This is a genomic window from Arthrobacter sp. P4_F11 (assembly GCF_056401395.1).
The window spans coordinates 213,379-232,044 of sequence record NZ_JBFUJK010000005.1; the positions used below are offsets into that span (position 1 = coordinate 213,379).

The following is an 18,666-nucleotide window of genomic DNA, read 5'->3' on the forward strand; positions in this document are numbered from 1 at the left end:
GTCTGGAATATGAAGATGGGCCGTGGTGTCGAATGGGCCGTGCACAGTTGCGTCAACATGGCCTGGACACCGCCCGGTGAGCCGGTGAACAGCGCCCGGCTGGCGGAGTTCTACAAACTCCCGGCGGCCTATCTCAACAAGCAGTTTCAGTCGCTGGTCCGGGCCGGCGTCCTGGACTCGGTGTCGGGTCCCCGCGGCGGCTTTCTCTTGGCACGCCGGCCCGAAAACATCACCGTGCTGGACATCGTGCTGGCGCTCGAGGGCCAGGACCCGGCGTTCCGGTGCGAGGCGATCCTCGGAAATGTTCCGGAACCGGACCGGCAGGAGAACTTCGCGCGGACGTGCCTGATTTCCCAGACCATGCGCCAGGCCGAACTCGCCTGGCGGCAGGCGCTGGCGCGCCAGAGCATCGCCGGGATCGCGGACTCGATGGAGCGGCGGTTCCCGGCGGACAAGGCAAAGGTCCTGGACTACCTGGCTGCGGAATAACCGCGGCCGGGTGTTCCAGGACCTGTTGCGGGGCCTAGCCCAGAACCAGGATCAGAGCTTGGCGATGATGTCTGCCAGCAGCTTGGAAATCCGCGGGCCGGCGGCCTCGCCGGCCTCAAGGACTTCCCCGTGGCTGAGCGGCACGGGGCTGATCCCGGCGGCGAGGTTGGTCACCAGCGAGATGCCGAAGACCTCCATGCCGGCGTGACGGCCGGCGATCGCCTCAAGCGCCGTGGACATGCCCACCAGGTCGGCGCCGATCCGTTTGGCGTACTGCACCTCGGCGGGCGTCTCATAGTGCGGGCCGGTGAACTGGGCGTAGACGCCCTCGTCCAGCGACGGGTCCACCTCGCGGGCCAGCCCGCGGATCCGGGAGGAGTACAGGTCCGTCAGGTCCACGAACGTTGCCCCTTCCAGCGGTGAGGTAGCGGTGAGGTTGATGTGGTCGCTGATGAGCACCGGCGTGCCGGGCGTCCAGTTCTCGTTGAGCCCGCCGCAGCCGTTGGTCAGCACGAGGGTCTTGCAGCCGGCCGCGGCGGCAGTGCGCACGCCGTGCACCACGGCGCGGACGCCCTTGCCCTCGTAGTAGTGGGTGCGTGCACCCAGGACCAGGGCCCGCTTGCCCTCTTTGGTCAGGACCGAGCGGATGGTGCCCACATGCCCCACCACGGACGGTGCGGAGAAGCCGGGGATTTCGCCGGCGGACAAAGTGGCGGTGGTCTCGCCGATGAGCTCGGCGGCGTCGCCCCAGCCCGATCCGAGGACCAGCGCGACGTCATGGGAATCGACACCCGTCTCTTCGGCGATGTAGGCGGCGGCGTCTCGCGCGGCGTCGAAGGGGTCCGCGTTCAGGAATTCTGTATAGCTCACTGGTACAAGCTATCGCGTGCCGGGCCCGCTGCCCAGCATGCGCGGCCGGACCAGCGTGCGGCCCGGATTCTTGGTGGCTCCGGTTCGGATGGTGGACAATGGTTGATTGTGACTACGCATCCTGACTTCAGCTCACCCCGTATCGCAATTCTCGGCGGAGGGCCTGGCGGCTACGAGGCCGCCATGGTCGCCGCCTCGCTGGGGGCGCAGGTCACCATCATCGAACGTGCCGGCCTCGGCGGATCCGCGGTGCTGACCGACGTCGTGCCCTCCAAAACCCTGATTGCGACGGCGGACCTGATGACCCGCGTCGGCGAGGCCGGCGAGCTCGGCGTTAAGTTCGACCTCGACGGCGGCGACTGCAGCCCGACGATGCGCGCTGACCTCAAGCACATCAACGACCGCCTGCTGCGGCTGGCCCGGAAGCAGTCGGAGGACATCCAGTCCGGGCTGGAACACCAGAACGTCCGCATCCTGATCGGTTCCGGCCGGTTGCTGGACAACCACACCATCGAGGTCCTGACCGCCGACGGTACCGAAACGGTGGAAGCCGACACCATCCTGCTCGCGGTCGGAGCCCACCCGCGCGAGCTGCCCACCGCCCGCCCGGACGGTGAGCGCATCCTCAACTGGGCCCAGATCTACAACATGGACGTGCTCCCCGAAGAGCTGATCGTGGTGGGTTCCGGCGTCACGGGCGCCGAATTCGCCTCGGCCTACAACGGCCTGGGTTCCAAGGTCACCCTGATTTCCAGCCGCGACCGCGTGCTGCCGGGCTCGGACACCGACGCCGCCGAGGTCCTCGAGGGCGTCTTCGAACGCCGCGGGCTCAAGGTCCTCTCCCGCGCCCGCGCCGAGACCGTCGAGCGCACGGACGACGGCGTCGTGGTCACCCTCGGCGACGGTTCGAAAGTGACCGGCAGCCACTGCCTGGTCTGCGTCGGCTCCATCCCCAACACGGCCGGCATCGGCCTGGAGGAAGCCGGCGTCGCGCTGACCGAGAGCGGCCACATCAAGGTCGACGGCGTCTCGCGCACCACTGCGCCGAACATCTACGCCGCGGGCGACTGCACCGGAGTCCTGGCCTTGGCCTCCGTGGCCGCGATGCAGGGCCGGATCGCGATCGCGCACTTCCTGGGCGACAGTGTCATGCCCCTTAAGCTGCATCAGGTGGCGTCCAACATCTTCACCTCGCCCGAGATTGCGAACGTGGGCGTCTCCGAGGCCGAGATTGATTCGGGCAAGTACCAGGCCGACGTCATCAAACTGTCCCTGCGCAGCAACGCGCGCGCCAAGATGCGCAACCACCGCGATGGTTTCATCAAGATCTTCGCCCGCAAGGGCTCCGGCACCGTGATCGGCGGGGTGGTGGTGGGCCCGAACGCCTCCGAGCTCATCTTCGCGATCTCGATCGCCGTGACCCAGAAACTGCACGTCGATGACATCGCCAGCACCTTCACCGTGTACCCGTCCCTGAGCGGCTCGATCTCCGAAGCGGCCCGGCGGCTCCACGTCCACATGTAACAGTTCACATGTAGCAAAACCGGAGGCCGGAGCCATGCAGAGTCCCCGTTCGCTTGTTGAGCCGATGGAACATAACTGTGCGCTGCCCCCGGGTCCAGAGGAACGCTTTGCCGGCTACGCCGTCATGGGCGTTCCGTTCAGCTCCGGTTACGTCCTGGCTTTTCGGCATTTTCCGGTATCGTCCGTCGGCCCTGGCTACATTTCGGTCTGGATCCGCGACCCCGCCGGCGTCTGGACGATTCACAGCACCACCGACCCCGGGACCTCCTGCCCCCGCTACTTCGGCAGCGCCATCGGCTCGGCGTCCACTCGCCGGGTCTCCATCCGGTGGCGTGACGGCTATTCCTTTAGCGTGGAAGTCGGAGCCGGCGTGGACCTGAACTGGGATTTGACGCTGGCGGCGACGCCGGTGACCCGGCTTATGTCCGCGGTGTCCGGCGCCGTTCCGGAGCGGCTGTGGCGCAGCCGGACGTTCCTGCGCGCCATGGGGGCCGTTGCCGGCCCGGTGCTGGGGGCGGGGCACCTCGGGCTGACGGGCGCGGCGCCCAACGGCCAAACGTTCTTGGCGCGCCCGCGGCAGATGTGGTTTGTCCGCGAAAGCAAAGCGCAGCTGCAGGGGCACAGCCTGGGACAGACGTCGGCACTGCCGGTCCAGGACCGGCTCGGGGAATTCTGGGTCCCGCAGCGCGGCATCTTCATGACCGGCTCGGTCTTGTTCGAGCCCTAAGTACGGGGGAACTCCCGCATTTACCCGGCCTAAAACGGGTACGGCGCGATGTCCGGCCGCACGGTCAGCCACTGGATTTCCGTGAAGGATTCGATGTTGGCGTGATGGCCGCCGATCCGCGAGCCGTTGCCCGAGTTCTTGACCCCGCCGAAGGGCGAGTTGGCCTCGTCGGACACTGTCTGTTCGTTGATATGGATCTTTCCGGAGTCGAGCCGGTCGGCGATCGTCATGGCCATCCCGACGTCGCCGAGGATTCCTATCGAAAGCCCGTATTCATTGTCGTTGGCCAGGGCAACGGCCTCGTCCACGGTGGAGAACTTCATCACCGGGGCGACGGGGCCGAAGATCTCGTCCTTCCACGCCGGGCTGGCGAGGTCGAGGTCGGCGAGCACGGTGGGCTGGTAGAACCGGCCGTCATGGCTGCCGCCGGCGGCCAGACGCGCGCCGCCCTGCACCGCGTCCTGAACGATCGTGTCCACCCGGTGGAGCTGCTTCTCGTCGATCACCGGGCCAAGCGCCACTGTTCCGCTCTTTGGGTCGCCTACCGGTAGATGGCGGGCCTTTTCCGCCAGGGCGCTGACGTAGTCCTCGTAGATGTCCTCGTGCACTATATGCCGCCCGCACGCCATGCAGATCTGACCCTGGTGCATGAAGGAGCCAAACGCGGCGGCGGAGACAGCTTTGGGGAGGTCGACGCCGGGCAGCACGATCATTGCGTTGTTCCCACCGAGTTCCAGGTGGGCACGCTTGAGCAGCCGGCCGGCCGCCTCGCCCACTTTGCGCCCTGCCGCCGTCGACCCCGTGAAGGCGATGACGCTGACCTCCGGTGCCTCTACGACGGCCGAGCCGATCTCGGCGCCGCCGGGCAGCAGGGAGAGCAGGCCGGGCGGAAGACCCGCCTCCTCGAACACCCGGACCAAGGTGACGCCACCACAGACCGCAGTGCGCGGGTCCGGTTTGAGCAGGACGGCGTTGCCAAGGGCCAGCGCCGGGGCGACTGCGCGGATGGAGAGGATCAGCGGGAAGTTGAAGGGTGCAATCACCGAAACGACGCCGACGGGCCGGCGCCGGGCGAAGGACCAGCGGCTCTCGTTTGAGGTCAGCACGTCGCCAGCCGGGAGCGAGGGCAGGGCGGAGGCGTCGTAGCATTCGTTGGCCGCGATGTGGGTTTCCAGCCCCGCTTTGGGCGGGATGCCGCCGGATTCGCGGACGATCCAGGCCTGGATTTCCGCCGAGTGTTCCTCCCAGAGTTGTCCCGCGCGGCGGAGCACGGCGGCGCGGTCTTCCGGGTTGCGGGCGGCCCAGTCCTTCTGCGCTTTCGCGGCTACCGCGGCGGCCTCGCGGACGTCCTCCGCGGAGGCCACGCCATAGCGGCCCAGCGTTTCTCCGGTGGCTGGTTCGACGGCGTCACCGGTCCCGCCGCGCCCGGGCCGCCAGCCGCTGAGGTAGATCCTGCCGTCCCAGAGGGCGGAGTCGAGCAGGGACATGTTGCGTCCTTTCATCGAGGGTTCTGCTTGTGTACCGGCCGGTCGAATCAGAACCGGACCGGGCCTTCGTCCATCTCATGTCGGTAGGCCGCCGCCGTCAAGAGTGCGGGCGTCAAGAGGGCCGTGCGTTGCCGCCCGCGGGACCTTCGGCCGTAGTGCGTCACAGCCGGGCGAGGTCAACTTGGCACATGGCCAAAATCTATGTCCCCTACGGAACCGTTGAAGGACAAACAGCAAAAATCGCGGATTACATCGGCGACGTGATCCGGGCGCTTGGGCACGAAGCAGAGACAGCGGACCTCAAACTTTCCGGAGATACCCTTCCGGGCGGCTACGACGGCGTGATCGTGGCGGCCTCGGTGCACGTCGGAAAGCACGAGGGGTACGTCACGGACTTCGTGAAGAAGAACCGCGGTGAGCTCGAGCGTTTGCCTTCCGCCCTCGTCTCAGTGAGCATGGCCGCGCAGGGGGACGAGCAGACCGCGGAGGGCTACGTGGAGAAGTTCGAGCAGGACACGGGGTGGCGGCCCGCGCACGTCGGACTGTTCGCCGGCGCCCTGCTCTATACCCACTACGGGTTCATCAAGAAGCACGTCATGAAGAAGATCGCCAAGGACAAAGGATCCCTCGACACGGACACGTCCCGTGACTACGTGTACACCGAGTGGGACGGAGTCAGGCGTTTCACGGAGGACTTCCTGGCCCGGCTCGCCGAGCCGCCCGCCCAGCTGTAGGGCTCAGTCGTAGAGCTCAGGAGTAGGCATACGGCGGAACCGTGTTGCCGGGGGTGAAGGGTTTGAACCACTGCTCGAAATCCAGACTTGCAGCGTCGTCCTCGAGAACGTCAAGGTTGTCGGAGTACAGCGCGTCACTGTCGGCATCCTCCAACAGGACTTCCTCGACGTCGGCCCGCCAGTCCTCCGGAAGGTCCAGTTCGTAGATGTCCTCGGTGATTTCCGCCTGATCGAGCAGGCATCGGACGGCTAGTTCCGCTGCAAGGCAGCCGGGGGCGGTCCAGCCCCGGACCAGCGACGCGGTGACGTCGGCCGCGACCACGATGAACTTCTGGGTGAACTTCGCGTCGTAGCTGGCGGCGAACTGTGGCGGCAGCGAGGACAGGACGGAGGTGCCGGCGATGCCAGCGGGCGTGAGAACATCCAGCGTGCTGAGCGTTCCGAGATCGCGGAACAACTGGTCGATCAGAATGCTGGACGAGTTCCACAGGAGTCCGGCCAGCAGACGGGTCTGGCCTACGGCTTTGCGCCGGTCTTCGGAGGAGACGGAGGCCATCTCGGCCAGGTCTTCGGGATCAAACTGGAGCCGTTGCTCGGCCGTCATGTCGTCCGGGTGCGGATCGAGCCCGAGCAGTTCCAGGCTCAGCCCGGTCAGCTTCCCGGCGTCGGCCAGCAGTTCTTCGGTGATGTCGTCGTCGTCGGCGCTCATGCCCCCGATGCTACCCGCCGTTTGCCCGTGGCCCGATTTGCGTTACGCGGCCGGGTTTGGCGGCGGTGCGGCAGCCTTAGGCGGCCGCCGGGTGGATGGTTCCCGACGTCGAACCCGCCCTGGCCATCCGGACGGACAGCAGATAGGCGATCCCGCAGGCCAGGGGAACCAGGCTGGCGGCGATCAGCGATCCGACCGCACCCGACCTTCCGATGATCGTGATCAACAGTGGCAACACCCCCAAGCCCACCAACAGCCAGCCGGCCAGTGCGGTGACTTTCAGGCCGAGGATTGCGGCCGGGAACGCCAGCGCGAGAACGCTGACGGCGATGAGGGGCCCGTTGTCGTTGAGGAAGGCGCTCAGGGCAGCGGGGTCGAAGGCGAGCCACACGCACGCAGCAATGAAGGCCGAGGCGAGGGCGAGCAGCAGGGGAGCGGTTGCCGCCGGCCAGAACCAGGCCGAGACCGCGAGGATGAGCATCGGCACCACCCAGGCGAGCGTGATCAGCGTTCCGGTTGTTCCGCCCGGGTCCTGCATCGCGAAGCCGCCGATGAAGATTCCTCCGATGACGGTGAACGCCGCCATGACAGCCGCTCCGGTGCGCGTCAGCGCGGCCGCCCGCCGCTGCGGATCCTTTTCGCGGGACATGACAACACCCGTCACGACGGCGAACACAATGATCGCGCCGAGCGCCAAAATGACCGGGACGTTCATGGGATGCCTCCTGCGGATGAACGGAACCTACGTTCATTGCATCCCCACCCCTCTTACGTGCCAAGGGGAGAAAGGCCCGCTTCGGAGCCGGGGGGCTGCTTGCACTGAACTCCGGCCTAGCGGAAATTCGTCAGGCACTATGCAGCGGTTCAGAAGATTCCTGCCGTGAGGTGCCAACTGTCGGCGGGGCGGCCGACTGTGATTTCGACTGGAGATATGCCAAGACGTGGGGTACGCCTTCGACCAGGTATTTGAAGCCTGCTTCCAGCCGCTCGGGCTTGTGATCCAACAGACCGAGGGCAAGGTTGCAAGCGCCGCAGATAAGCCCGCGTATGCAGCTGCCGCACGTCTTGTACTTGTCGTCGCAGCAGCGGTGGTCGTGGTCCACGTTTAGCGACTCGCGGCCAAAGTCCGGGGGTTCCTTGCATAGCCAGCAGACGCCGCCTTGGGCGGCGAGTATGGCATCGTACTGTTCCCGGGTGACGCCGAACTTCCGCAAACGGGAAGCATCGTTTGCGCACCTTAGGCAACGGCCCGTAAGTCCATCGCCGGCACTGGTGTTGTCCTTTCCGAAATCCTTTTCGGGCAGCCATTCTCGACAACTCGTGCACCGCTTGTTGCCATCGTCGTCTCGCTCCAAAGACGCGAACTTGTAGCGGGGGACGACGACCTGCATGGCGCCCGTGTCGTTGTATTGGGCAGCGTGGGATTTACATAACGGGGTCGGATCATCCTGGTAGATGTCCTTCCGGCCGCATTCCGTGCCGTCGGGGCGGGGCCCCCGCACCGTGTGCCATTTGGTGACCTCCGCCTGATGGGGGTCAGCTCGCCGCGCTGGAGCTGGCTGTAGTGCGTGCGGCAGAACCGCCCACCGCGGGTGTGCGCCTTACGTCCGCAGCCGTAGTCGAGGGCGGCGCAGTCGTTCCAGTCGTCCCCTTTCGGCGGAAACTGCCACATCGCTCCGTCTCGCTCATGCTGCGTTGCATGTCCTTTGCAGAGCGGTCCTGGTGGAAGATCTAGCTGTGTCACTTGTCGGTCGCAGGGTTCGCCGCCGCGCCCCGGCCCGGGCGCAAGTCAGGCCTCGGCCTATTCCCCAGGACTGGAGAGGCCTGAACTCCTCACCCCGGTTCATCTGGAGGGCGTGCGAATTGCAGTACTTGCCGCCTTTGTTCCGGGTTCGAAGCTCGCACCCGTCATCGGGGAGGGCGCTGCACAGGTTCCATCCTTCGGCGTCTTTTTTCGTCTCCATGCCGGAACTGTAATCGGCACCACCGACGAAATCAGACCCAGCAAGCGGATTGTCGGGCCTTCCACCTTCCCTGCGATTGTTTCTGAGAACGTCTGGCGAGGCGTCTGTGCTGTGCTGAGCGACCAGTCCCGCAGGCGGTCCCAGTCCAACAAGGCCGTCCACCTGCTAGCGGGCATAGCCCAGTGCCATTGCGGCGGATATGTCCGGTCTGCGACGGTGACTTCCCGTAGCGGCGAGAAGCACCGCATCTACCGCTGCGGCGTGCGTGGCCCTGGCCACGTCAGCAAGAGGATGGAGTACGTGGACAAGGTAGTCAACGCTGCGATCGTCGCAGTTCGGGCCGCACACGACCGGAGCAAGACTGAGGACAGCGGTTCGGGACCTGAGGCGGAGCGGCTAGGGCTGGAGGCTACGGCCCTGCGGAAGCGGCAGGAAGAGGCGGGCATGCAGGCCGCCCTGGGCCAGATACCGATGCACATGCTGGGAACCATCAACTCGGTTATAGAGAAGGAGCTGGCTGGCGTCACCGCCGCCATGGCACGGCTGGAGGAGGCGGCGGCGCGTCAGCCGCCGACGGAAGATGAAATACTTCCGGTCTCGGAGGATTCCCCATACGCGGTGGAGTGGGCGGGCATCCACATTGATGACCGGAGGGACTACCTCCGAAGCATCTGCAATGTCGTACTTCTTCCGCACGGTAAGGGCTCCACCAAGATATTCAGTCCAGACACCGTCCAGACTGTGGTTAAGGCCCCAGGAGAGGGGCCGGGACCAATGGACGTTCGTGCCATCGGAAAACTTGCGGCGGTAAGCGCTTCGCTTGCCACCGCTGGGTCGGGAGCCTTTGTTAGTTTCCATGTCGGCAATGAAGTCGTCAGTTACCGGATACCTGATGCTCTTTTGAGGGCAACCAAATCGGAGGAAGACCTTCTCGACAGCCTGATACCGCTGGACGATGGCGGCGCCGCACGCCTACAGATAGCCCGCGACAAACGTGGTGTCCGTGGCACCGAGGAGGGCCTAAAAGCCCTCCCGTGGCTCTCAGTGACACCCCAGCCCTGATACCCCCTGTATGCGCTCCGGGGCGGGCGTTTAGACTGCGACGATGATCCCTCGTGGGTAGACTCGGCAAAGCCCCCGGCATAAACCGGTGGCTCACTGGCCAACGAGCCGGGGGCAGACCTGCCCGAGCAGACGGAGGAATCATGACGGTGGAGTTTGGGCCTGAGGCGCTGCTGGCACAGCTCGGTCGGCTGGCCAAGCAGCGGCGCGAGGAAATCGGGTTCGGTAGGCCGGCCTTCGCTAAAGAGGCCGGGCTGGGTTCGGACAAAACCATTACGCAGTTTGAGTTCGGTCGCGTTCTGCCCTGGGGCACGAATCAGCGGAAGCTGGAGAAGGCCCTCGGGTGGCGTTCGGGGGCGATCGACGACGTAATGCGCAGGGTGAACCGGAAGGCCTCCACCATCACCATGGAGGATCTCCTGCCCCCTGACGACCCGAAGGGTCTGGCCGCGGCAACGAATGAGGAACTGCTGGAGGAGTTGCGGCGCCGCATGGCATGAAACGCACGCCCCAAGCGTGCCTGGTGGCCGTTCCGATAACCCCCGCCGGTAGCACCTAGGAGGGCCTCAAAGCCCTCCTGTGGGCTTTACACCCCTTGTATGGCAACGCTTGCACCAGCTAGGACCACGATCTGCCACATCAATAAGGGATTTTGATCCAATATGGATTGACATCACTTCCTTTTCGAGGGAACCTAATCCCATGGAAGATCAGGAAACACTCGAGGCAATCGGCAAGCTCATTGCCGCAGCCCGCAAAGACAAGTACCCGTCCCGCCGGCAGCTCGCACTCGCCGCCGGGATCGACGTCAAAACGATCATGTCCGCGGAGGGGGGCAAAAAGGTGCCGCACCCGAACTCCCAACGCCGCATCGAGCAGGCCCTCGGCTGGCGCAAGGGTTCCATCGAGGACCTCTGGGAACGCCGCACAGACATAGGTCCCGACGCGGTTACTCTCGCTGAGATGGAGCGCGGGGCCGACGCGCACCTGCTACCGACGGAAACCGACACACCGCATGTCAGCCCGGCGTCCCGGTTGACCGACGAGGAACTCCTTGCCGAATTATCAATTCGGTTCTGGGGCTACAAGGTGCAGGCGGCACAACGGTAAGAGCGGTCAGCCTGCCACGCTCACCGAGTCGGCTGTGAGCAAGCCTGAGCAACCCATGGTGAGCAACGGCGACACCGCCTCGGACATGGCTAAGGGCAGGCCTGAGCCTGCCCGTCTGTGGCGCCGGCTGCTGCCCCGCCGCTAGCTGCCAGCTACTTCCCCGCCGAACGTGCCTTGATGCGCGAATAGGAGGCTAACCTACGGCTCTGCAGGCAGCCTGGATGCGCTGTTCTGCCGTCCTGTATTCGCTTTGGAGGCGGCTTGCCCCATCAACATCCCTGTCGGCTACCAAGACTTTGAGGTAGTCGGCAACGATTTTCACATCGTTCTTCAAGGCATCCGGAGACTTGGAGGCGAGGTCGGAATACTGCCCGGTGATCTTGTTCCGCGATTCCTGGGACATCCCCGCTCCGACGGAAAACTGTGGAGCCAGGGCCTTGAATTCCTTGCACTTATCGGCGGCGCTCATCGGTGCAGAGCACCCTCCCAGGAAAACCGCGCCGGTAAAGATCATGACAAGTGCGCGTGCCTTCATATTTCCCCCAAGTTATTCAACAGCGAACGTTCAGCGTCAGCGTAGCCAAAAGGTCAGGGACACCCCCTATAGCGGCCTGGGTCGCCCCAGGAGCGCCCAAAAGCGCTCCCCGGCGGTAGGGTGCCACCCGCCTCCCGATAGTCCCTTCAGGCCTTTCCTGGGAACAAATAAACCCCCATGCCAAGCGGCACGAGGGGCTTAATGATGGGGCCTACTCGGCTCCGTGACGCTCCATGTATTCCTCAAACGTTTCCTCCGGCTCAACAGAGCCGGCGATCAAGTCGGCCCGGTGGGAAGGGCGCGTACTGTCATCGCTCATGGCAGCCGCCAGCACTGCCTCATATTCATCCAGGTTGTTACAAAGGTGGGTTTCCGGCAGGGCGCCAGACAGCTTAAGGGAAATAAGTCCTGCACGGGGTGCATCGGTAATTCTGGCCATCAAAGGTCCTTTCAATTAGAAGATAAATGTGAAGAATTTCACTCCTTCTATTTTACCAGACCTATTGACCGGCCCCGCAAAGAATGATATGGGTTCGCCTTTGAAATTGCCTATTTCCTGACCGTTACACGCACCGCCGTTGACCTGACCAGCATTGCCGGCTTACTGTCCGCACTTTGCGTTATAGGCTCATGCCAAATCGTTCACTTGTGGGGGAAGTGCGAGCAATGTCGAGGTTGAAATACAACGCGATTTGGATCGCGGTGATGGTCGCGCTCTTTGCCGCCTCCAACACCCTTTTGCAGATCGGTAAAGACGGGACCACAGAGCATTGGGTTTGCTTAGGCGATGCCTTTCACTGCATGGCCCCGTCAGATGTCACGCCGGGTGCGTGGTGGGCTGGAACGTTTGGGACGATCCTCATGATGGTTGCCGTGGTATGCATCTGGCCGTGGTGCTACTACCAGCCCAAACGTCAGCCAACCAGTTAGTCCCTGGTCTGCAGCACGGCCAGCACCTGCCGTGCTGCGTCCAGATGATGCACCACCACGCCCACGGCGTTACGCGCCGTGCAGTGCGCCTGTTCAGCGTCACACTCCAGCGTGAGCCGGCCATCTGCCACCAGCTCCCCTAGTCGGTCCTGCACGTCCAGCAGTAGACGGTAAATGTCGTCTGCGGTAGCGGTTTGTCCACTTAGTTGCCCCCTGCTTCCATGTTGGAGGCGGTGAATCCCTCCAAGGATTCCCGCGCCATGCTGTCCAATACGGCTTTCACGGTGGAGGGGTACCACTTGGCGCCCCCCTGGCTTGTGGCCACGCCATCCTCATTCAGACCGGCGGCGATCTTGGCCATGCTGGCACCGCCGGCACGTTCCGCCCTGATCCGTTCCACGGTCTCCGCCGGGAGCTGGCGCTTGCGCCCAAGGTGCTTGGTCTCCCCGAGCTTGGCCATTGCATCTCGCGAAGCGGACCGAGGCCGCCGTCGTTCTGAAGTTTCGACCGAGTCTACTATTCCTCCACCGCCGGGCCTGCGTAAGGTCAACACGCCACCGGGCGCTGAGCTGTGCTTCAGGGATATCTGGGATAGCAGATTTAAACGCAAAAGCGCCCGCGGCAACTGGGCCGGGGCGCCCTGCGTTGGTCGGTTGTTAGGGCGCCAGCAGCTGGCAGACGTCCGTTTCCGTGCCGTTGCCGGAGAACCTCGTCCTTTCAGTGCCATCGGCATTGAGCGTCCAGTGCATGGTGCCCGTCGTGAGGAACAGCCCTGCAGGATGCCCGTTGGCTTCGGGGACGATGATGGTGTTCCTACCCGTCGCGGTGACGTCAAAGCTGCCGTCTGGCAGAGTCGTGACTTTGGTCAGTCCGGTGATGACGTAGGTCACCGTTTTGAAGGTAGGAGCGGGGCCCGTGAGGGTGATCCTCAGGTTGGGACCGGTAAAGAACGTGCGGTTTCCTGGCAGGACGATGGTCCCTCCCTTGCCCGAGAGCTGAGCCTGGAGGTTGAACGTCGGGCAGGCGATCGGGAAAGGCGTTGGGTCGACCGGTGTGGGAGTGGCGGCGGCAAAGGCCGGGCCGGCACTTGCGGAGAGTGCAGCGGCGGCTGCGAGGGTGATGGGTGCGAGCCAGCGTTTCATGAAGGTACTCCTTTGTAGCTTACGAAAGTCCCCCAGCGGTACGGGACGAGTCCCTGACTGCAAAGCCCTTGCAGGTTATCGCGGCCCTCCCGCTCCAACGCGGGTATCCACTACTTGGTTATCGGGCGTCCGCTACCTGTTTATGGAGCTAGGCCAGCCCGACTGGCAGCATCGCGGCTCCCGCAGGATCGGGCGCGAATGAACTGCATGTAGCGAAAGTGGCCTTAGAAAAACCAGCGGTACGGGCGACCCCGTGGCGCGCCACGAGTCACGCACTGTGCTGTGCATGATGAATGTTCGGGCTTCCCGGTATGTGTTCATCCCTGTGTGGTTTGGAAAGGCCGCTTAGCCTTAGCGGAGCGGAGCTAGCCAGAGCCCTCACGGTTGGTCGGGGGCTCTCCTCGATGATGGCCGGCCCAGCTTGGCGTTCTCTTCGGGTGCGCCGGTCTTCCTTCAGGGCTCCGTGCGGGCGATCGGGGAATATGGCCTCTACCTCCTGGCGTCAAGCAAAGGCATAATGTCGCCATGTGGATCCCCGCCCTATTTCTAATCTTGGTCGTCATCGGGATACTGGTCACTTATTGGCAACTCACCCTGACAGGACTCTTCATCTGGGCGCTTGTGGCCTGGAAGAGGCACCACACAGCCGACACACGGTCGAGCTACCCCCGGAAGCCCGTCCAGACCCGGCCTGTGGCCAAGCAGGTCCAGACCCGCCCCAGACCCAAGCCTGTGCAGACCCGGCCTGAGCCCACGCACAGGTCCAAGCCTGCCCGCGAGATGCCAGCGCCCACATACCTGCCCAGGTGGACCGCGAACCGCCGGCTGGAAGCTGGCCGCGAGCATGCCCAGTGGCAGAAGAAGTTCGACAGCGCAGCGCAGTGAAGGTGGGACCAATGCAGCTTGACGAGGTCATCGACCAGTTTCATCAAGCGGTAAATGACTTTGCTAAAGGCGACCCGGAACCCGCCAAGGCCATTTTCTCCCACAGCGGAGATGTCTCCCTTGCTAATCCTTGGGGCCCTCCGGTGGTGGGCTGGGAGCGAGTATCAGGGGCGCTCGATTCAGCGGCGGCACGGTTCCAAGATGGACGCGTCACGGCTTTTGATGCCCTCACCAAGCACGTCACTACCGATCTCGCCTGCTTCCTGGACATAGAACACTGGCAGGCCAAGGTCGGAGGAGGCGACAAAATCTCGCCATTTGATCTGCGGGTAACGAGCATTTATCGCCTTGAAGGCGACACGTGGGCACTCGTTCATCGCCACGCAGACCCGATCACCACACCGCAGGCCCCGGACGCCGTCTTACGAAAATGACGCCCGGGAATCACGCGATCCGAGTCCACCCCGGGTTGCAGTCGAGCATGACCGGCCTGACCAGCGGCCGTGCGCTCGACGCCGAGCCCCCATTGTCCCAGGCGTGTCCCGGTCGAGGGTGCGACAAGCCCCCCCATGCATCTTGAGGAAGACCATCGGGGCGCCCCCGTCGGCGCAAGCCTTGAGGTGAAGCTGCGCCGTCGCCGAGCTAGTACTCAGGCAGCCGCCCCCTGAAAGTGGGCCTCGATGATGCCCTTGATGTCCTCGTGGCAGCCACCGCAGCCCGTGCCGGCGCGGGTGGACGCCGATACCTCGGGCACCGTTCCGCAGCCCTCGGACACGGCAGTGGCAATGGCCGTTCCGCTGACGCCGGCGCACCGGCAGACCGTCCGGGCGGGGTCGGCGGCACCTGGGGAAGCGACCTGGTCCGGCCCGTCCAGGCGCAGCAGCAGCGACCGGTCCGCCGGCAGTTCCGCGCCGCGTTCGAAGAGCTGCACCAGCTCGGCCGAGGTTCGCGGCATGCCCACGGCCACGAGCCCTTCCAGCACGCCGGCGCGGGTGGTCATCTTGACGTAGCGGCCGTGCTCGGGATCGGCCCACTGGGCGATCTGCAGCCGGGCCCGGCCGTTCACGGCCCCGGCGCTCAAGGCTTCCTCGTCCCAGGGGTCTGCGGACACGTCCCCGGCCACGGCCAGGTTCATGCCGCGGGCCTTGAGCACGATCACGCCCGGGAGTTCCGCCGGAAGTGCCGGCAAGGCTTCCGCCTCGGCAGGAGCCCCGGATGCCAGCAGGGTCAGGTAGTCGGCGAGCCATTCGGCCTGCCGCCAGCCCGGGCCGACCAGCCCGGAGGGACCCCTCGCAGTCCGGCACTGAACGCACTCGGAGTCCGGACAGCGGACCTCGGCGCAGTCGCCGATCGCGAAGATGTGGGGCTCGTGGTGGGCGCGGAGCTTGTGGTCCACCAGGATCCCGGCCCCGGTGGAGAGCCCGCAGCCCTCCGCAAGTTCGGTCCGCGGCCGGACACCACAGGAGAGGACCAGGAGGTCGCCGTCGATCGCGGAGCCGTCATCCAGCAACAAGGCGGAGAAGCCGCCGTCGGGCGCGTTGTGTTCGACGCCGACCGAGCGGGCGTTGCCGGTCACCCGCACGCCGCAGTTCCGCAGGGACGCCGCGAGCACGGCGCCGCCGCCGCGGTCGATGTTCCGGCCCAAAGGATGCGGGCCGTTGTGCACCACGGTCACCGTGGCGCCTTCCTCGGCCGCGGCGAGGGCCGTCTCCAGGCCCAGCACACCGCCGCCCAGGACCACCACGCGCTTGCCGCCGGCCACGGCAGAGTGCAACACGGACGCGTCGCGAAGATCGCGCAGGGCGGTCACGCCCGGCGGCAGCACCGGCGCGGCCGGGTCCGGGTTGAGCCCGGTCAGGTTCGGGATGACCGGCCGTGAACCGGTGGCGAAGACGAGCCGCTCGTAACCGGGGGAGGTGCCGTCGCTCAACAAGACCCGCTGCCGGGCGCGGTCCACGCGGCGGACGCGGACGCCCAGCCGGACATCGACGCCGTCGGCCACCAGTGCCGCCGCGTCCGCGAGGGCCAGTGCGGCCGGCGTCGTCCGGCCGACGCCAAGATCCGCCACCAGCACGCGGTTGTACGCCGCCTCGGACTCTTCGCCGACCACGGTCAGGTGTGCGATGCCGCTGCGCACGGCCGGCAGCAGCTCGTCGATCAGCCTCGCGGCGACAGGCCCGAAGCCCACCACCACAATCCGCTCAGTCATGAGGTCTCCTCTGCTTGAAGAACGCGGGCCGGAACGCCGCTGTGATTGCCGGCCGGGGCATCCGGGGAAGCTGCCGGGCGAATCCACACCTTGCTGGTCTTGAACTCGGGCATCCCGGAAATGGGGTCCGTGGCCGCCTCCGTGAGCCGGTTGGCGCTCTCGAGCTCCGGGAAGTGGAACGGCAGGAACACCGTCTCCGGGCGGATATCCGTGCTCAGCTCGGCGCGGCAGCTGACCACGCCGCGTTCGTTGGAAATCGAGACGTAGTCGCCGTCGGCGATGCCCTGGGCGGCGGCCGCGGCGGGGTGGAGCTGGAGCCGCGCCTCCGGCTGTGCCTCGGCCAGGGCGGCCACCCGGCGGGTCTGCGCGCCGGACTGGTAGTGCTCCATCAGGCGGCCGGTAATGAGGGTCATCGGCGTGCCGGGACGATCGTCGCCGGCCCGGTCGTCCCGCTGGTCCGCCCGGCGGTCCGCCGCGGACGCGAAGCCCGCAGAAGAAGAACGACGCCGGGGCGTCACCGGCGTGAACACGGCCCGGCCGCCCGCATGGGCAAAGGCGTCCAGGAAGAGCCGCGGCGTGCCCGCGCTCCCGGCGGGGTAGGGCCAGTAGGCGGCCTCGCCGCGGTCCAGCATGGCGTAGTCGATCCCGGAGTAGTCGGCCAGGCCGCCGGAGGACGCGAGCCGGAGCTCCTCAAACACTGTTTCCGGATCCTCGCTGAAGGTGGAGGGCGCGTGCAGCATTTCGGCCAGCCGGGTCATGATCCACAGCTCGCTGCGGACACCGGGCGGGGGAGTGAGGGCCCGGCGGCGGCGGAGCACGCGGCCCTCGAGGTTGGTGAGGGTTCCTTCCTCCTCGGCCCACTGGGTCACCGGCAGGACCAGGTCTGCCTCGGCGGCGGTCTCGGAGAGAAAGAAGTCGCACACCACCAGGAAGTCCAGGCTGCGCAGGCCCGCGATCACGGCATTCGCGTCCGGCGCGGACACCGCCACGTTGGCGCCGTGCACGAAGAGGCACCGGACGCCGTCGGGCTGTCCCAGCGACTTGAGCAATTCGACGGCGGGAAGGCCGGGGCCGGGAATCAGGGGTTCGGGCACGCCCCAGACCCTGGCCATGTGGGCGCGGGCGGCGGGATCGGTGATCTTCCGGTAGCCGGGGAGCTGGTCCGCCTTCTGGCCGTGTTCGCGGCCGCCCTGGCCGTTGCCCTGGCCGGTGAGCGTGCCGTAGCCGCTGCGCGCGGAGCCCGGCAGGCCTAGCAGGAGGGAGAGGTTAATGGCGGCCGTGGCGGTGTCAGTGCCGTCCACGTGCTGTTCGACGCCGCGGCCGGTGAGGATGTAGCTGCCGCCCTTGCCGGCGCCGTCGGCCAGCCTCCGGGCGGTTTCACGGATCAGCCCGGCGGGGACGCCGGTGATCGACTGGACCCGTTCGGACCAGAAGCTCGTGACGCTGCGGACCGCGGCGTCATAACCCGTGGTCCGGTCCGCGATGTATGCCGCGTCCGCGAGGCCCTCGTGGATCACCGCGTGGGAGATGCCCAGGAGCAGGGCGAGGTCGGTGCCGGGCAGCGGCTGCAGGTGCAGCCCGCCGCCGTCGGAGGTAAAGGCGGCGGTGGCGGAGCGCCGGGGGTCGACGACGATCAGGCCGCCGGCGTCGCGGGCCCCCTGGAGGTGCTGGACGAAGGGCGGCATGGTCTCGGCAACGTTGGAGCCGAGCATCAGGATGGTGCTGGCGGTGTCGAGGTCCGCGAGCGGGAACGGGAGCCCGCGGTCCAGGCCGAAGGCGCGCATGCCGGCCGCGGCGGCCGAGGACATGCAGAACCGCCCGTTGTAGTCGATCCGTGAGGTGCCCAAAGCCAGCCTGGCGAACTTGCCCAGCTGGTAGGCCTTCTCATTGGTGAGGCCGCCGCCGCCAAACACGCCGACGGCGTCAGCCCCGTGCTCGAGGCGGGCCTGCTTTACGGCGGAGACGATCCGCATGAGGGCCTCGTCCCAGCTGACCGGGTGGTGGACGCCGTCGGCGCCCTTCAGCAGGGGTTCCGTGACGCGGCCCGGGTGATCCAGCAACGAGGCGGAGGTCCAGCCCTTGCGGCACAGGCCGCCGCGGTTGGTGGGGAAGTCCCGTCCGGCGACTGTCAGGAGCGGCGCGGACGTTGGGGTAGTGGCTGGGCCCGGTGCAGCGTCTACGGGCTCTGACCCCGGCCGGACAGCCGGGGTCAGAGCCGCTGGAGATGTGAGCGTCATGGCGCACTGCAGAGCGCAGTAAGGGCAGTGCGTGTCGGCGCTTTTGGTCATG

21 protein-coding genes are annotated in these 18,666 nt (G+C 66.0%); 9 read left to right on the forward strand and 12 right to left on the reverse strand.

The features are described from left to right. The first annotated feature begins 9 nt into the window (after nucleotides 1-9). Nucleotides 10-489 carry an RrF2 family transcriptional regulator gene (locus AC1DRO_RS08035; protein ID WP_028278356.1) on the forward strand — a complete coding sequence of 160 codons (480 nt, stop codon included), beginning with the start codon at nucleotides 10-12 and terminating at the stop codon, nucleotides 487-489. A 51-nt stretch (nucleotides 490-540) separates the two neighbouring features. Here the strand turns inward: AC1DRO_RS08035 and AC1DRO_RS08040 are convergent, their stop codons facing one another. Beyond that, nucleotides 541-1,359, reverse strand: coding sequence for a purine-nucleoside phosphorylase (locus AC1DRO_RS08040; protein WP_476950448.1), 819 nt, complete (start codon nucleotides 1,357-1,359; stop codon nucleotides 541-543). A 108-nt stretch (nucleotides 1,360-1,467) separates the two neighbouring features. Between AC1DRO_RS08040 and AC1DRO_RS08045 the strand changes: the two genes are divergently transcribed. Further along, nucleotides 1,468-2,883, forward strand: coding sequence for an NAD(P)H-quinone dehydrogenase (locus tag AC1DRO_RS08045; protein ID WP_476950449.1), 1,416 nt, complete (start codon nucleotides 1,468-1,470; stop codon nucleotides 2,881-2,883). Between the two features lie 34 nt (nucleotides 2,884-2,917). Further along, nucleotides 2,918-3,610 carry a hypothetical protein gene (locus tag AC1DRO_RS08050; RefSeq protein WP_476950450.1) on the forward strand — a complete coding sequence of 231 codons (693 nt, stop codon included), beginning with the start codon at nucleotides 2,918-2,920 and terminating at the stop codon, nucleotides 3,608-3,610. 29 nt (nucleotides 3,611-3,639) lie between these two features. Here the strand turns inward: AC1DRO_RS08050 and AC1DRO_RS08055 are convergent, their stop codons facing one another. Next, nucleotides 3,640-5,097 carry a benzaldehyde dehydrogenase gene (locus tag AC1DRO_RS08055; protein WP_476950451.1) on the reverse strand — a complete coding sequence of 486 codons (1,458 nt, stop codon included), beginning with the start codon at nucleotides 5,095-5,097 and terminating at the stop codon, nucleotides 3,640-3,642. A 188-nt stretch (nucleotides 5,098-5,285) separates the two neighbouring features. Here AC1DRO_RS08055 and AC1DRO_RS08060 point away from each other — a divergent pair, with 188 nt between their 5' ends. Further along, entirely contained in the window at nucleotides 5,286-5,831 is a 546-nt protein-coding gene (locus AC1DRO_RS08060; protein ID WP_476950452.1) for a flavodoxin domain-containing protein, read from the forward strand. 16 nt (nucleotides 5,832-5,847) lie between these two features. On the opposite strand, the gene AC1DRO_RS08065 is transcribed toward AC1DRO_RS08060, so the two are convergent. The 3 genes from AC1DRO_RS08065 to AC1DRO_RS08075 all read right to left on the reverse strand — a co-directional run bounded on the left by AC1DRO_RS08065 (nucleotide 5,848) and on the right by AC1DRO_RS08075 (nucleotide 7,931). Next, nucleotides 5,848-6,540, reverse strand: a complete 693-nt coding sequence (locus tag AC1DRO_RS08065) for a hypothetical protein (RefSeq protein WP_476950453.1) — start codon at nucleotides 6,538-6,540, stop codon at nucleotides 5,848-5,850. A gap of 76 nt (nucleotides 6,541-6,616) precedes the next feature. Continuing rightward, nucleotides 6,617-7,255 carry a hypothetical protein gene (locus AC1DRO_RS08070; RefSeq protein ID WP_476950454.1) on the reverse strand — a complete coding sequence of 213 codons (639 nt, stop codon included), beginning with the start codon at nucleotides 7,253-7,255 and terminating at the stop codon, nucleotides 6,617-6,619. A gap of 130 nt (nucleotides 7,256-7,385) precedes the next feature. Beyond that, entirely contained in the window at nucleotides 7,386-7,931 is a 546-nt protein-coding gene (locus AC1DRO_RS08075; protein ID WP_476950455.1) for an endonuclease VII domain-containing protein, read from the reverse strand. A gap of 873 nt (nucleotides 7,932-8,804) precedes the next feature. On the opposite strand from AC1DRO_RS08075, the gene AC1DRO_RS08080 reads away from it, so the two are divergent. The 3 genes from AC1DRO_RS08080 to AC1DRO_RS08090 all read left to right on the forward strand — a co-directional run bounded on the left by AC1DRO_RS08080 (nucleotide 8,805) and on the right by AC1DRO_RS08090 (nucleotide 10,676). Next, nucleotides 8,805-9,566, forward strand: a complete 762-nt coding sequence (locus tag AC1DRO_RS08080) for a hypothetical protein (protein ID WP_476950456.1) — start codon at nucleotides 8,805-8,807, stop codon at nucleotides 9,564-9,566. A 143-nt stretch (nucleotides 9,567-9,709) separates the two neighbouring features. Then, the gene (locus tag AC1DRO_RS08085) at nucleotides 9,710-10,066 is read left to right on the forward strand and encodes a helix-turn-helix domain-containing protein (protein ID WP_476950457.1); all 357 of its coding nucleotides are present in this window, start codon (nucleotides 9,710-9,712) and stop codon (nucleotides 10,064-10,066) included. A 202-nt stretch (nucleotides 10,067-10,268) separates the two neighbouring features. Continuing rightward, the gene (locus AC1DRO_RS08090; RefSeq protein ID WP_476950458.1) at nucleotides 10,269-10,676 is read left to right on the forward strand and encodes a helix-turn-helix domain-containing protein; all 408 of its coding nucleotides are present in this window, start codon (nucleotides 10,269-10,271) and stop codon (nucleotides 10,674-10,676) included. Between the two features lie 193 nt (nucleotides 10,677-10,869). On the opposite strand, the gene AC1DRO_RS08095 is transcribed toward AC1DRO_RS08090, so the two are convergent. Continuing rightward, nucleotides 10,870-11,211 (reverse strand): hypothetical protein, encoded by a 342-nt coding sequence (locus AC1DRO_RS08095; protein WP_476950459.1) that lies wholly within the window; start codon nucleotides 11,209-11,211, stop codon nucleotides 10,870-10,872. Between the two features lie 211 nt (nucleotides 11,212-11,422). Next, the gene (locus AC1DRO_RS08100; protein WP_476950460.1) at nucleotides 11,423-11,650 is read right to left on the reverse strand and encodes a hypothetical protein; all 228 of its coding nucleotides are present in this window, start codon (nucleotides 11,648-11,650) and stop codon (nucleotides 11,423-11,425) included. A 236-nt stretch (nucleotides 11,651-11,886) separates the two neighbouring features. On the opposite strand from AC1DRO_RS08100, the gene AC1DRO_RS08105 reads away from it, so the two are divergent. After that, nucleotides 11,887-12,141 (forward strand): hypothetical protein, encoded by a 255-nt coding sequence (locus AC1DRO_RS08105; RefSeq protein WP_476950461.1) that lies wholly within the window; start codon nucleotides 11,887-11,889, stop codon nucleotides 12,139-12,141. On the opposite strand, the gene AC1DRO_RS08110 is transcribed toward AC1DRO_RS08105, so the two are convergent. From AC1DRO_RS08110 to AC1DRO_RS08120, 3 genes are all read right to left on the reverse strand, one after another. Then, nucleotides 12,138-12,296: a hypothetical protein gene (locus AC1DRO_RS08110; RefSeq protein ID WP_476950462.1), complete on the reverse strand. Its 159-nt coding sequence runs from the start codon at nucleotides 12,294-12,296 to the stop codon at nucleotides 12,138-12,140. The genes AC1DRO_RS08105 and AC1DRO_RS08110 overlap by 4 nt on opposite strands. A gap of 47 nt (nucleotides 12,297-12,343) precedes the next feature. After that, complete coding sequence (locus AC1DRO_RS08115) at nucleotides 12,344-12,601, reverse strand: recombinase family protein (protein WP_476950463.1); 258 nt, start codon at nucleotides 12,599-12,601, stop codon at nucleotides 12,344-12,346. Nucleotides 12,602-12,797: 196 nt separating this feature from the next. Next, complete coding sequence (locus AC1DRO_RS08120) at nucleotides 12,798-13,283, reverse strand: hypothetical protein (RefSeq protein WP_476950464.1); 486 nt, start codon at nucleotides 13,281-13,283, stop codon at nucleotides 12,798-12,800. An 896-nt stretch (nucleotides 13,284-14,179) separates the two neighbouring features. On the opposite strand from AC1DRO_RS08120, the gene AC1DRO_RS08125 reads away from it, so the two are divergent. Continuing rightward, nucleotides 14,180-14,602 carry a YybH family protein gene (locus tag AC1DRO_RS08125; protein WP_476950465.1) on the forward strand — a complete coding sequence of 141 codons (423 nt, stop codon included), beginning with the start codon at nucleotides 14,180-14,182 and terminating at the stop codon, nucleotides 14,600-14,602. A 215-nt stretch (nucleotides 14,603-14,817) separates the two neighbouring features. Here AC1DRO_RS08125 and AC1DRO_RS08130 read toward each other — a convergent pair whose 3' ends face one another. Together AC1DRO_RS08130 and AC1DRO_RS08135 are read right to left on the reverse strand one after the other, a co-directional pair. Further along, nucleotides 14,818-16,377 carry an FAD-dependent oxidoreductase gene (locus AC1DRO_RS08130; protein WP_476950466.1) on the reverse strand — a complete coding sequence of 520 codons (1,560 nt, stop codon included), beginning with the start codon at nucleotides 16,375-16,377 and terminating at the stop codon, nucleotides 14,818-14,820. Beyond that, nucleotides 16,374-18,665 carry a molybdopterin oxidoreductase family protein gene (locus tag AC1DRO_RS08135; protein WP_476950467.1) on the reverse strand — a complete coding sequence of 764 codons (2,292 nt, stop codon included), beginning with the start codon at nucleotides 18,663-18,665 and terminating at the stop codon, nucleotides 16,374-16,376. Before AC1DRO_RS08135 ends, AC1DRO_RS08130 begins: the two co-directional genes overlap by 4 nt. Between the last annotated feature and the right edge of the window lies 1 nt (nucleotide 18,666).